The organism is Photobacterium japonica, from assembly GCF_050337005.1.
Classification (GTDB): Bacteria; Pseudomonadota; Gammaproteobacteria; order Enterobacterales; family Vibrionaceae; genus Photobacterium; species Photobacterium japonica.
Genome location: NZ_JAKJSN010000016.1, coordinates 69,309 through 82,986, shown reverse-complemented (window position 1 = coordinate 82,986; position 13,678 = coordinate 69,309). Strand labels below are relative to the sequence as shown.

The 13,678-nt window shown below is 52.6% G+C and carries 8 protein-coding genes; 3 read left to right on the top strand and 5 right to left on the bottom strand.

Features of this window, described 5'->3' with window-relative positions; genetic code table 11:
• Position 1: 1 nt before the first annotated feature.
• The 5 genes from L4C36_RS07245 to L4C36_RS07225 all read right to left on the bottom strand — a co-directional run bounded on the left by L4C36_RS07245 (position 2) and on the right by L4C36_RS07225 (position 8,985).
• Positions 2-1,000 carry an ABC transporter permease gene (locus L4C36_RS07245; protein WP_428477127.1) on the bottom strand — a complete coding sequence of 333 codons (999 nt, stop codon included), beginning with the start codon at positions 998-1,000 and terminating at the stop codon, positions 2-4.
• The gene (locus tag L4C36_RS07240; RefSeq protein ID WP_428477126.1) at positions 993-2,486 is read right to left on the bottom strand and encodes a sugar ABC transporter ATP-binding protein; all 1,494 of its coding nucleotides are present in this window, start codon (positions 2,484-2,486) and stop codon (positions 993-995) included. Before L4C36_RS07240 ends, L4C36_RS07245 begins: the two co-directional genes overlap by 8 nt.
• Positions 2,487-2,608: 122 nt before the next feature.
• Positions 2,609-3,583, bottom strand: coding sequence for an autoinducer 2 ABC transporter substrate-binding protein (locus L4C36_RS07235; protein ID WP_428477154.1), 975 nt, complete (start codon positions 3,581-3,583; stop codon positions 2,609-2,611).
• Positions 3,584-4,148: 565 nt separating this feature from the next.
• Positions 4,149-5,816 (bottom strand): ABC transporter substrate-binding protein, encoded by a 1,668-nt coding sequence (locus tag L4C36_RS07230; protein ID WP_428477125.1) that lies wholly within the window; start codon positions 5,814-5,816, stop codon positions 4,149-4,151.
• A gap of 352 nt (positions 5,817-6,168) precedes the next feature.
• Positions 6,169-8,985, bottom strand: a complete 2,817-nt coding sequence (locus L4C36_RS07225) for a nitrate reductase (RefSeq protein WP_428477124.1) — start codon at positions 8,983-8,985, stop codon at positions 6,169-6,171.
• 627 nt (positions 8,986-9,612) lie between these two features.
• On the opposite strand from L4C36_RS07225, the gene cobA reads away from it, so the two are divergent.
• From cobA to nirD, 3 genes are read left to right on the top strand one after another with little or no spacing between them, the layout of a single operon-like run.
• Positions 9,613-10,458, top strand: a complete 846-nt coding sequence (gene cobA, locus L4C36_RS07220; RefSeq protein ID WP_428477153.1) for a uroporphyrinogen-III C-methyltransferase — start codon at positions 9,613-9,615, stop codon at positions 10,456-10,458.
• Between the two features lie 52 nt (positions 10,459-10,510).
• Positions 10,511-13,099 carry a nitrite reductase large subunit NirB gene (gene nirB / locus L4C36_RS07215; RefSeq protein WP_428477123.1) on the top strand — a complete coding sequence of 863 codons (2,589 nt, stop codon included), beginning with the start codon at positions 10,511-10,513 and terminating at the stop codon, positions 13,097-13,099.
• Entirely contained in the window at positions 13,096-13,464 is a 369-nt protein-coding gene (gene nirD / locus L4C36_RS07210) for a nitrite reductase small subunit NirD (RefSeq protein ID WP_428477122.1), read from the top strand. The genes nirB and nirD overlap by 4 nt, the downstream gene beginning before the upstream one ends.
• Positions 13,465-13,678 lie beyond the last annotated feature (214 nt).

The following is a 13,678-nucleotide window of genomic DNA, read 5'->3' as shown; positions in this document are numbered from 1 at the left end:
CTTATGCCCCTTGTGCCGCTTGTTTTTTCTCATTCATGGCGGTCATGCTGATACTGAAAACAATGATTAAACCCGTGACGACCGTGTGCCAGTATGAAGGGACACCCAGTAGGGTGAGGCCATTTTTGACAATGGCCAGTAGAATTACACCTAAAATCACGCCAAACAAGGTGCCTTTACCGCCACTCATGCTGGTGCCGCCCAATACCACCGCCGCCAGTACCATCAGCTCAAAACCCATGAGTGAGTTAGGCGCCACAGACTGGGTAATTTGGGTTTGTACCACAGAGGCAATACCAGCCAGTGCGCCCATGTAGCCGTACACAAACAGGTTAATGCCAAATAGGTTGATACCGATACGACTGGCTGCATCCGCGTTACCGCCAACCGCATAAATTTGGCGGCCTAGGCGCGTCTTTGACATCAAAAAGGACGTCAGTGCGATCATCGCAATCAAGGTGATAATCGGAAGAGACAGGCCATAGTCGTACCCATCACTGCCAGTGAAAGAAAATAGTTCAATACCGTTCATGAACCAATCCGGGAAGCCGTACAGCCATTCGCCATTGCTGAAGTAAATCAGTAGGCCAAAGAACATGTTAAGGGTTGAGATGGTTATGATGATGGCCGGTACCTTGAGTTTGTAGACCAAGGTGGCGTTAATCATCCCTAACAGCACACCCACGACCGTGGCAATTGCAAAGGCGATCATGAAATTGCCGCCGATATTCAGAATGTAGGTCGCTGCAACATATTGCGCGATCGCTGCCGTAGCTGGGAAAGAAATATCGATCCCGCCAGCAATCAGTACCACAAACAAGCCACAGGCCATGATGCCCAGCAAGGCGGAACTGACTGACATATCAAAGATGTTACCGAGTGTCAGGAAGTCTTCGGCGGTGACGCTCAGTACGCCGACAATCAACACAATCATCAATGAGAGATAAAACTCATGGCGTTTGGCAAAGGTCGCCAATGCGCCCTGAAATTGATTAAGCATTGACGGCCTCCATAATTTCTTGCTCGGTAGCGTGAGTGGGGTGGAAGTCATGAGTAAAACGTCCTTCTTTCATCACAATGACGCGATGGCTGTTGTAAAACACTTCTGGTATTTCATCACTGACCATAATGATGGCCATGCCTTGTTGTGCGAGATCTTTGGCGATGTTGTAAATGGCTTCTTTGTTCGCCACGTCCACACCGACCGTTGGGGAGTCCAGAATCAGCACGTCCGGCTGCGCCGCAATCCATTTGGCGATGGAGATACGCTGGGCGTTACCGCCCGACAGACTGGTGACCGGCAGTTTGGGATCCGCCACTTTGATCGCCAAAGAAGAAATCAAGGTCTTCACTAAGCGATTGGCTCGGATGTGGTCAAGAAAGCCGGACGGTTTGCGCAGTCGTGGTAATACCGACGCGGTAATGTTGTCCTGAATGGCTTGCTCCATCACCAGGCCGGTCGACATGCGGTCTTCCGATACATAGCCAATGCCGTGCGCAATGGCATCGCGGTTAGAGGCAAATTGCACGCGCTGGCCATTGATCAGGATGTCGCCATTGTCCGGCTGGGTCATGCCAAACAGCGCCATGCACAATTCGGTGCGTCCTGCGCCCAGCAAGCCCGTGATAGAGACGATTTCGCCAGCACGGACCGAAAATGAAATGTCGTGGAACTGTCCCTGCTTGCTCAGGTTGTTCACTGCCAGCTTCACGTCGCCGTTTTGGGCGTAAGCGGGCAGTGGGGTGAATTCAAAACGCTGGCCAGTCATCAGGAAGGCCAATTCGTCGCTGTCGACGTCGCTGGCTTGATAGGTGCCAATCGTGCGGCCATCACGGATCACCGTAATACGATCGGATATTTCCATCACTTCATCCAGCTTGTGGCTGACAAAGACCACGGTGACGCCTTTGGCTTTCAGGTCGGCGACCACGTTAATGAGGTGATTGACTTCGGTGCGGGTCAATGAGGCGGTCGGCTCATCCATGATCATCAATTTGGCATCGGACGCCATGGCCCGGCAAATGGCCACCAACTGACATTCAGCAATGGAGAGTTGCTCTACACGCTTGTGCAGTGGCAGGGTCACGCCGACTTTGGCCATCGCTTGTACGGCGATATCTTCGAGGCGTTTTTGCTGCACCAAGCCTTTGGTCCATTCAACGTGATCCTGAATGGCGATGTTTTCTGCCACGGTTAAATTCGGGAACAAGGACAGATCTTGATAAATAACCTGAATGCCGTGCTCAATGGATTGTTGCGGATTGAGGCGCGCGTAGTGTTTGCCACCCAGAATGATTTCAGCCCCTTTCTCTGGCGCATGAACGCCGGAAATGACTTTAAAGAGCGTACTTTTGCCGCAGCCATTTTTTCCTGCTAAGCAGTGTACTTCACCTTGATTGAAAGTAAGGTTAATACCATCCAGCGCCTTCACAGAGCCAAAGTGTTTCGACACCTGCTTCAGGGTAATAAAAGGAGTACCAGACATGAGAATTACCAGACGTTGAAGGGCGGCGTTGCACCGCCCTTAATGTGAGAGACGAGCCCAAGTGTGTTAAGCGTGTGCCGATATGGCAGCCTTAATTGGGCGGGGTTATCCCCTTGAAGGAATTAGAAACCCAATGCGCGCGCGTTGGTTTTATCCACTTCGAGGATCTTGTTGAATTTGATGACGCGTTTTTCCTGATCGATGTCGGCATCACCCAGACCCGCAACCGTTACACCTTGCGCGACATTCTTGCCTTCCAGCATCTGCTTGGCGACCGCCACCATGGCGTATCCTGCATCTGCGGGGTTCCATAGGTAGCCTTTGTCGATTTCACCACGCATCAGGTAAGGGGCCGCTTGGCTTGGCATCAAAATACCCACCACGCTCATCTTGTTTTTAGCGCGTTTTTTCTTGATGGCTTCACCGGCACCGATACCGCCCAATGAGCCGTAAGAGACGATACCTTTCATATCTGGGTGCGCTTTCATCAGGTCGTTCGTTGCCGCGTAAGACTGGTCGATGCTTTCTGCCACGGGCATACGGCTCGTGACTTCGTACATACCAGGGTACGTTTGCTTCTGGTAATCAATAGCGAGGTTCGCCCAGTTATTGTGTAGTGGCACGGTCAGTGAACCGACATACACGGCATAACCGCCTTTTTCACCCATGTTTTTCGCCAGTTCATCCATGGTGGCTTTGGCGTACGCTTGGTTATCGATGGTTTCGATATCCCAATCAGCACCATGACCGTCTGGTGATTCGTGAGTCAGAACGATGATGCCTTTTTCACGGGCCTTTTTGAAAACAGGTTCAAGCACAGTCACATCGTTAGGCACAACGGTGATGGCATCGACGCCTTTGGCAATCAAATCTTCAATGATTTTGACTTGTTGCGCCGGATCGGGCGTGGAAGGGCCAAGTTGATGCGCATTGACGCCAAAATCTGTCGCCGCTTGTTCAATCCCTTTGTTCATTTGGTTAAACCAAGGAATGCCAGAGACTTTTACTACGTTGACGATTTCATACTCTTTAGCGTGAACACCAGTGGCAGCAAGCGCGAGTGTTAAAGCCGCAGCTTTAAAAAAGACCTTTTTCATCTTCATCAATCTTCTCTTTGTTATGGGTAGGGTATGACGAGTCGATGAAGAAATGGTAAGGCGTGCTTAGCAAGTTTTTTCGAGTGCAGGGGGAAATCTGTGATAGCAGCACGTTAATGATAAATTCAATAACAAAATACGTTAGCAGGGCGTTAATTGGTAAGTTTTACGAAATATACTTTCACTCAATCGATGGTCCCTTAACAGAATGGTAATGAGTTTCAACGAGGCGGCAACAAGGGTGGCCGCAAAATAGAGGGAGGTGGGATATCGACGGGTATAAAAGTCCGGCTATTGAGTTATTTGTTATTAAAATCGCGATCTCTGCACGTGTTTAGATAAAAAAAACATGTTTTTGGTTGTGGTACACATGGCATCACATCGAGATCATCGGTCGAAAATCGGGAATGTTTGTCTTTTTTGTCCGGTGTTTTGGTTGTTTAGTTACAGATTGGAGAATGGGTATCGAATGGGGACAATGGCGCTTATCTTGCCAAAGCAAAGCCCAGCAATTGCTGGGCTTTGTTGTTTCAGTGTTTGTTCGTGTTCAATGAGCAACGGTTATTTAGATAACTGGCTTCAGATCCAACACATGCAACAAACGCTCTGGGGTGCCTTCCCATGGCATTGGGCGACCTTTGGCGTTGTCTTTGTTCCACCAACCCGTAAAGCGTTGGGTGTTGTATTGGTAGAAGTTAGAGCCAGAAATCACCGGCACGGTCACTTGGTTTTCTGCGATCATACGCTGGATTTGGTGAGCGATGGTGATTTGCTCATCGCGCTTATCCGTTTTGTAGAAATTATCCAATAGCGTGTCTAGCTTCGGATCACTCCAGAAGTGCATCGCGAAGCGTGGCATGCTTTCCCCGCGCTGCAGTTTAGAGTGGTAGGCGCTGCTCCAGTACTTGTGCGGCGTTGGGCCGTGGAAGTAGTTGGTGAAGGCAATGTCGTAACCGGCTTTTTGCATGTTGGTGTTGTACACCGCAAAGTCAGGGGTACGGACTTTAATATCAATCCCGACCGCTTCTAATTGTTCAGCCGCCAAAATGACCACGTTGTTAAAGTCTGTCCAGCCACCTGGTGATTGAATCTCCAGCGTCAGTGTCTTGCCCGATGGGGTTTCAACCAGTCCATCACCATTGCGATCCACAAAGCCGGCTTTTTTCAGCAAGGCTTTCGCGTCTTTCGGGTTGTAGGTCATGTATGGGCTGTATTGCTTGTGCACCGCTTTGTCTGACCACGCTTCAAACGCGTACCCCAAACCAGATGCAAAGTCGTTCAGGGTGCCGTTACCGTAGTTGGCTACATCAATGACGGTTTGACGGTCCAGCGCCATAGAGAAAGCGCGACGGAAGTCGACATTATTCAGTGCTTCACGTTTAACCGGATCGCTGTTGTCAAAGTTGAACATGAAAGATTGCGTACCCGCTGCCGTGTACCAGTAACCGTGGTTCTTCGAGGCTTTTAGGTAGGTACTTTCGATATCAGGCACGAAGGAGCCGCCCCAGTCCACTTCGGAGTTCACCAATGCCGCTAACACTTGGTCGTTGTGGTTGTACTGCGGTACGCGCAAGCAGTCGACGTCAAGGTTGTCGTTGTCCCAGTAATTCGGGTTACGACACTGTAAGAACAAGCTTGGTGTAAAGCGCGGTATTTCGGTGAACGGGCCGGTACCGACAGGGTTTTCGTTCACAAAGGTGGTTGGATCTTTGACTTTTGACCACACGTGCTCAGCCACGACAGGGATCAATGATATTTCATACGCGGCGTTGGTGTTGATTTCTGTCAGGTAGAAGGTGACGGTGTTGCCGTCTGCAGTGACTTTATCGATCAACTTGTTGACGCCACGGTCATCCAACGCGGGGGTCTTCTTCAGGTTGTTGAAGGTGAACGCCACGTCTTTGGCGCTAAACGGTGTGCCATCAGACCACTTTACCCCTTCACGAATGTCAAAGGTGATGCGTTTGAGATCGTCACTGAAGTGATAATCGGTGGCTAAGCGAAACTCAGGCGTGTTGCCTTTGAGTTCATTGAAGATCACCAATTGCTCATAGATGAAGTCACGTGCCGTGTGCAAACGGCCAGGCAGGTAAGGGTTGAAGTTACGCACCAAGGTCGGATTGTGGTTAGGGATAATGGTCAACTGCGACATCTTGTCGACGTCGGTTGCGGCGTGTGTCCATCCAGAGACAGACATCCCGACCAAAGCGGCCATTAACGTGATTTTGTTCATCGGTTTCTCTCCTGTGTTCATCCAGAACGGTTCGCGTGGAACAATGGAAACGAAAAAGAAAATTGCTTATCAACGCTATCATTGACGCAATCACGACGATAAAAAAACACGGAATGCGAAAAGTGCGTCGGTTTGCGCGGGAGGAAACCAGTCACGCGACAATTTTGGATGTACCAAGCGAAAGACGGCGTGCGTTTTTGCGGGGTAAGCGGCACCCCTCAAGGGGAAAAAGAACCGGATTTGTGCTGACGCTGGCAGATTTTTTCTGGTTTATGTGCTGCCAGCGAAGGGGGTGTGGCGGGGATCTAAAAATGTTATCTCGGGGCCGCGATGATGACGACAGTACACAGCATTACAAGGAAGTGTGATTGTGCGCATCGATTAGCCCTTGTAGCTCGGGTAAGCAACTGCCGCAACCACTCCCTGCTGGTGTGCATTGGCGCAAGGTCTGCAAAGAGGTGACGGCGTGCTGCTGAATGGTGTTAACCAGCGTCGTCCGTCCCATCTGGTGACAGGCACAAAGCAGCGCCCCTTGTGCAGGGTGTGATGCCACTGCGTCAGAGGTTACCTCTCCGAAAAGGGCCCGCACCGCCGGATCCGTTAAAGAACGGGTGAGCAGCGAGGGCAGGGTATCGTGATGGAAAGGGGGCAGGCGGGGTGCACAGACCAACGCGGCCGATACTTGTTGTTGATTCAGCATGGCCATTCGCAGGGTATCACCGCTGTGCGCGGTCATGTGTTGCGTAGTCGCGTGTTGCGTAGTGACGGATTGCGCGTGAACAGCCACTTGCAGACTAGCGAATAACGCTTTTGCCCGTTCTGCTAATGGGGCTTGTCTTGTAGGTCGAGTGTCCGGTTCTGGGGCGTACAGCCGATATTGGTAGCCGTTGGGGATGGCTTGCTCGACCCAATACGTGATGCCATGTTTCGCCCAGAGCATGGTCGGGATTGGGGATCGGGTGATTAACAGCGCTTCACTGCACAGAGAAATAGGCGACAAGTACACTGGCGTGTATTTAAAGGCCGGTTGACCTGAAAGGGCATCGCAGAGGGGGGCAATAAGGTTGTCGATGTGGCCAAAACTGCTGTTACTGCGGCTCCAATGAAACGGGGCAAACACACTGCCGGGTTGGCAATCCGTACTGATATGCAGACGTGCATCGGTGTGTCCCTGTTGGCTGGTGATCCGCACCATGTGCTGTGACTGAAGTCCGTACCGTTTGGCATCCTTCGGATGCACCGTCAGTGTGGGTTCGGCGGTATGGGCGGATAAGCGCGGCGACAGTCCGGTACGGGTTAAGGTATGCCAGTGATCGCGCACCCGTCCGGTATTCAGGATGAATGGGTATTTGCGACTGCGCACCACCATGGGGGGGCGAGAAGGCGTCGCGATACAGTGCGCACGGCCTGATGGGGTGGAAAAGTGGCCATCATGAAACAAGCGCGGCGTTGGTTGATCTCGTTCGGTAACGGGCCATTGTTGCGGTAACAGCTGGTGATACTCGGCGGGAGTGAGGTGCGTTAGTCCCGCCAAGTTCAATTGCCGAGGTGCTTCGCTATGCGGTTGTGTGGCTTTTTTGGGGGCCGGATTCGCCAAGGTCGTCATACTGGCGTATTCATTGAAAATGTCGGCTTCATGACGGTAATCAAACGCGTGTTGAAATCCCATGCGTTTCGCCACTTCACATATGATCCACCAATCGGGTTTACCGTCTCCGGGCGTGGGCAGTAAGCGACGCTGGCGCGAAATACGGCGCTCCGAATTGGTGACGGTGCCGGATTTTTCACTCCACCCTTGGGCGGGCAGCGCAACATGGGCGTGACGCAAGGTGTCCGTTTTCGCCATGCAATCGGACACCACCACCAGTGGACACGCAGCCAGTATCGCATTCATGCGTGCGCTATCAGGCAAACTGACGGCGGGGTTGGTCGCCATGATCCAAATGGCTTTGATCTTACCGTCGCCGATGGCATTAAACATGTCGATGGCTTTGAGGCCGGGGGCGGTGGCGAGGTGTTCGGCCTGCCAAAAATCACGGATCTGGGTGCAGTGTTCGGGGTTATCAAACTGCATGTGGGCCGCGAGCATGGTCGCTAACCCGCCGACTTCACGCCCGCCCATCGCATTGGGTTGGCCAGTGACAGAAAATGGCCCGCTGCCCGGCAAGCCGATGCGCCCAGTGGCCAGATGGGTATTGAGGATGCTGTTGACCTTATCGGTGCCAGCGGCCGATTGATTGACCCCTTGTGAATACACCGTCACCGTACGGGGCGTGTTCGCCACGCGCTGGTAAAACGCGAGGATATCGTRTGCCGTTAAGCCTGTGACTGCCGCGACCTGCGCGATATCGCCATAAGGGGCGGTGGCCGCTAAGGCCTCGGTAAAGCCTTCGGTGTGCGCCTGAATATAGGCGTTGTCGGTGTGACCGTGTTGATGCAGGTACGCCAATAAGCCATTAAACAGCGCCACGTCGGTGTCGGGGTGCAGCGCTAAATGGTGATCGGCCAATTCGCAGGTGGCGGTTGTGCGCGGATCAATCACCACCACGTGGGTTCGGCGTGCCGCTTTGGCGGCGCGCAGGCGTTGATATAACACCGGATGGCACCACGCTAAATTGCTTCCCACCAAAATCACCACATCAGCCAGTTCGATATCTTCATAGCAATTGGGTACCACATCTTCGCCAAACGCGCGGGTATGTCCCGCCACGCTGGATGACATACACAGGCGCGAATTAGTGTCGATATGGCTGCTGCCAATGAAGCCTTTCATTAACTTGTTGGCGACGTAGTAATCTTCAGTCAGCAGTTGGCCAGAAACATAAAACGCGATCGCTTCACGCCCATGCTGCGCAATGATCTGCTGAAACTGTTGGGCGACGTAGTCCAATGCGTGTGACCACGTTTGAGGTTGCCCATTCACCAGCGGTTGAAGCAACCGGCCTTGATGGGAGACCGTATCGCCCAGTGCCATGCCTTTGGTGCAGAGTTTCCCTTTATTGGCGGGGTGGCTTTGATCGCCCCGAATCGCCAGTCCACCTTGTGCATCCGGCTTGGCTTCAATGCCACAACCCACCCCACAGAACGCACAGGTCGACTTGATCCAGCTGTTGTGCGTTTTTCCTTGTGCGTCGTCGTGATGCTGAATATTGCTGTTCGCTGTCGTCATCTGCACTCCTTGAACGGTGTCTGGTGAGGGAAAGTCCATTCACCAACGTGATAGATGAGAGGAGCAATATTCGCACCAGTTGCGATACGGATGGCCATCAAGGGGTAGGTTATTTCTCGTTTCGAGCGGCCAAATATTGCGTGCGTGTCGGTAATGCTTGAATTTATCTTGTTGATATTGATTGATTATTTTTGATCTTCAGGCGCGCCTGATGAGCGGGTTCTCTTGATGAAAAGCGTGAGATGCCATGGCGATGGGCGACATGGCATACACGGTTCTGCCTGTCTTTACTGTTTACCTTGTTATTAACGTGGTGCAATTCCCTTCGGCGTTGCACGATAACTGTGCAGCGATGAGGAATGAATGGGATGGCTGTGTGTTGAGCATGCTGATAATGAACGCTGAGCGCGTGCCGACACGGAAGAAAAGAGAGTGAGATAAGTGACTGAAAGGTTGATGATTCATGCCAAATAGGGCAGCGGCAGGAGAAGCGCTGGAAGGTCAGAATGATGAAGTTGGCACTGTCTTTGCTCAATCCTTGTTATGAGCAGAGAAATGCAAGGACAGGGTGGCGCAATGAATGAAGCGAGTAAACCAATGGTCAGTCAGCAGGCGAAAGCCCGGGCGATGCCGCCAGGCAAAAATCCTATTCAGGAGCAAGGTGTCGGTCAGGTCGCTCTGGTGGGAGCAGGACCGGGGGATCCGGCGTTACTGACGGTAAAAGCCACCCAATGTATCGCACTGGCTGATGTGATTGTGTATGACCGATTGGTCAGTGATGCCATTCGTGCCACGTTTCCCTCTTCCGCCCGATTGCTGTATGTCGGCAAAGCCAAAGGTTGCGTGAGCTTGTCGCAAGGGGCGATTAATCAACGGCTGGTGGATTTAGCGCAGCAAGGATACCGTGTTTGCCGATTGAAAGGCGGCGATGCCTTCGTTTTTGGTCGCGGCAGTGAAGAGTTGCAAGCGCTGGCAGCGCACGACATACCGGTCGAGGTGGTGCCTGGCATTACTGCCGCTGCGGGATGTACCAGTTATGCCGGTATTCCATTAACCCACCGTGGGGTCTCGCAAGGTTGTACCTTTGTGACCGCCCATGCGGAAAAGCAGACTGAAAAACAGATTGAAAAACAACGGGCGTTGAACTGGACGGCCTTAGCGCAACTGAATCACACCTTGGTGTTTTATATGGGGCTGACCAAAGCTGATGACATTGCTACGCACCTGCAAGCGGCGGGCATGCCAGCGTTGACGCCCGTGGCGGTGATCGAAAACGGGTGTTGTCCTGAGCAACGGGTGATCACGGGCATGTTATCGGCTTTGCCTGCGCTGGTGGCGCGTCACCATGTGATCTCGCCAGCGCTGATTGTGGTGGGCGATGTGGTGGCGTTATCGCAGCCGTTGCCCGTGTTGTGGCAGCAAAGCCAATCAAGGATGGCAGCGGTCGTGCAGCCTGTGTCGTTATCGGCATAGCAAAGAGAGTGCCGCGTCAGGGTGGCCGTTTAGAGGCAAGGGGGAGAGTAGCATGCAGAAACAGCGGATTGTGGTGGTCGGAAATGGCATGGTCGGCCATAAGTTCATTCAAGATATGCTGCAACACGACAAAGCGCGTCGGTTTGACATTGTGACATTCAGCGAAGAGCCGCGTTTGGCGTACGACAGAGTGCAGTTGAGTCAATTTTTCAGCGGGAAAACGGCAGCCGATCTGGCGCTGGCAGACGAGCAAGCTTATCAAGAGCAAGGCGTGACGTTTCACCTAAATGAAAAAGTGGTGGGCATTGATCATGCGCATCAGCAAGTGGTGACGGCGTCAGGTTTGCGAGTGTGTTATGACAAATTGGTGCTTGCGACCGGCTCATACCCGTTTGTCCCGCCGATCCCCGGTTGCGAGCAGTCGCATTGCCATGTGTACCGTACCATTGATGACCTGCATGCCATTGAAGCGTCCGGCATGCGTAGCGAAGTCGGCGTGGTCGTGGGCGGTGGCTTACTGGGCTTAGAAGCCGCCAACGCCTTAACCTCGATGGGCTTAACGACTCATGTGGTGGAGTTCGCACCGCGCCTCATGGCGGTGCAGTTAGATGAGGGCGGCGGTCAGCGGTTGGCGCAACAAATTACGGCCTTGGGCGTGCAGGTGCACACCGACAAAGCCACCACGGCGATTGAATCCGGCACCCATTGCCGTTATCGCATGGTGTTTGCCGATGGCTCTTACCTTGAAACTGACATGATTGTGTTTTCCGCCGGGATCCGCCCACAAGACAGTCTGGCGCGAGACAGTGGGATCGCGGTGGGTGAGCGCGGCGGGATCGTGATAGACGATTATTGCCAAACCGATAAACCGAATGTGTATGCCATTGGGGAGTGTGCGTTATGGCAGGGCAAGATCTTCGGTTTGGTGGCGCCGGGTTATCAAATGGCCAAGGTGCTAGCACACGGGTTTATTCACGCGGTAGAGCATAACGACAATCAGGGCGAGACACCGCAAAACGCGTCGGAGCGAGAACGCTTTGCTGGGGCTGACATGAGCACCAAACTGAAACTGCTGGGGGTCGATGTGGCCAGTATTGGTGATGTGCATGGGCAAACCCCCGGCGCACAGTCTTACACCTACAGTGATGACATTGAGCAGATCTACAAGCGCCTGATTGTCTCCCCAGAGGGGGACAAAATTATCGGGGCGGTGCTCGTGGGCGATGTCAGCCCCTATGAGCAATTGTTGCAAATCACACGCAATGATCTGTCTTTGCCGGAGAACCCTGCCGCTTTAATTTTGCCACAATGGGCTGACGATGACAGCGAGGCTGCGGGTACGCAAGGGGTGCCGGATAGCGCGCAAGTGTGCTCATGTTATGACGTGACAAAAGGCGCCATTACCGAAGCGGTGATGGCCGGGTGTTGCACCATGGCTGACATTAAATCGGCCACGCAGGCCTCAACGGGGTGTGGCGGGTGCGCCGCGCTGACGCAGCAGATCCTCCATGCCACGTTAGAAGCACAGGGCGAAACGGTGAATCACAATCTGTGTGAGCACTTTGCGTATACCCGACAAGAATTGGCCGACATTGTGCGAGTCAAACAAATTAAAACATTTGGCGAGTTGATTGACGGCCATGGCACTGGCTTGGGGTGTGATATATGCAAACCGGCCGTGGGCTCGATGCTGGCCTCGTTTTGGAATGATTATGTCTTGGATGATGCCCACCTTGAACTGCAAGATACCAACGATATTTACCTTGGTAATATGCAAAAAGATGGCACCTATTCTGTCGTGCCACGGGTGGCGGGGGGCGAGATCACTCCCGATAAATTGATTGTATTGGGGGAAGTGGCCAAACACTTTAACTTGTACACCAAAATTACCGGGGGGCAGCGGATTGATTTATTTGGCGCGCAATTGCATGAATTGCCTCAGATCTGGCAACGCCTGATTGATGCAGGGTTTGAAACGGGCCATGCCTACGGTAAAGCGGTGCGCACGGTGAAATCGTGTGTCGGCAATACGTGGTGTCGTTATGGGGTGCAAGACAGTGTGGGTTTTGCGATAGCCTTGGAGAACCGTTACAAGGGGCTGCGAGCACCACACAAATTGAAGTTTGCGGTATCCGGTTGTACGCGCGAATGCGCCGAAGCGCAGTCGAAAGATATCGGTGTGATTGCCACTGAAAAGGGCTGGAATTTGTATGTATGTGGCAATGGCGGTATGCGCCCGCGCCATGGGGATCTGTTTGCAGTCGATTTGGATGACGCGACCTTGATTCAGTATGTAGACCGTTTGTTGATGTATTACATTCGCACCGCGGATCGCCTGCAGCGTACGTCGGTGTGGTTAGAGAATCTGGACGGGGGATTGGCCTACCTCAAAGAGGTGGTGATTGAGGACAGTTTGGGGATTGCCCACGCGTTAGAAGCCGATATTGCTCGAACGCTGGATCAGTACCAGTGTGAATGGCAAACCACCTTGGCATCTCCTGAAAAGCTCAAGCGTTTCCGTCATTTCTTCAATAGTGAACAAGCGAATACCCATTTGCACTACGTGGTTGAGCGTGGGCAGCGACATCCGCGTCCTCAGCGAATCAATGTGGTCGACATAACCGATGAGGTGAACCGATGAAAACTTATCCTTTAGATGATTTTCCCTTACCTTCGCCCACGCGTATGTGGCAAACCATTTGTGCCAAGGGGGATCTGCCGTCCCATGCCGGCGTATGCGTGTTGCTGAATGAACAGCATGTGGCGATTTTTTTCTGTGCCCGTACCGACTCGCTGTATGCGGTCGATAACTTTGATCCGATAGGGAAAGCCAGCGTGTTATCGCGGGGCATTATTGGCTCGATGGGAGACGTCGCGGTGGTGGCATCCCCTTTGTTTAAACAGCATTTTAATTTGAAAACCGGCCAGTGTATTGAGCAGCCGGATATCCTACTGAAAACCTATCCGATCCGCTGTCAGCAAGGATGGGTACAAGTGGCGGTATAAACGCAATGTCCTAAGGACGCATTGTGTATCTTGGTGTGATTGTTGAGCTTGTCTCTTCGTGATTAGTGATCGATCTGCCCTCCGACGATGAGGGCTTTTTTTTATCTGTCGACAGGTATTAGGCGTGCATTAACTGTGGCGCATTAACAGTGATGGTGCGCCTGTGCACCATCACTGTTGATTCAAACGTTATACACAGAGCTAAAACGGCATT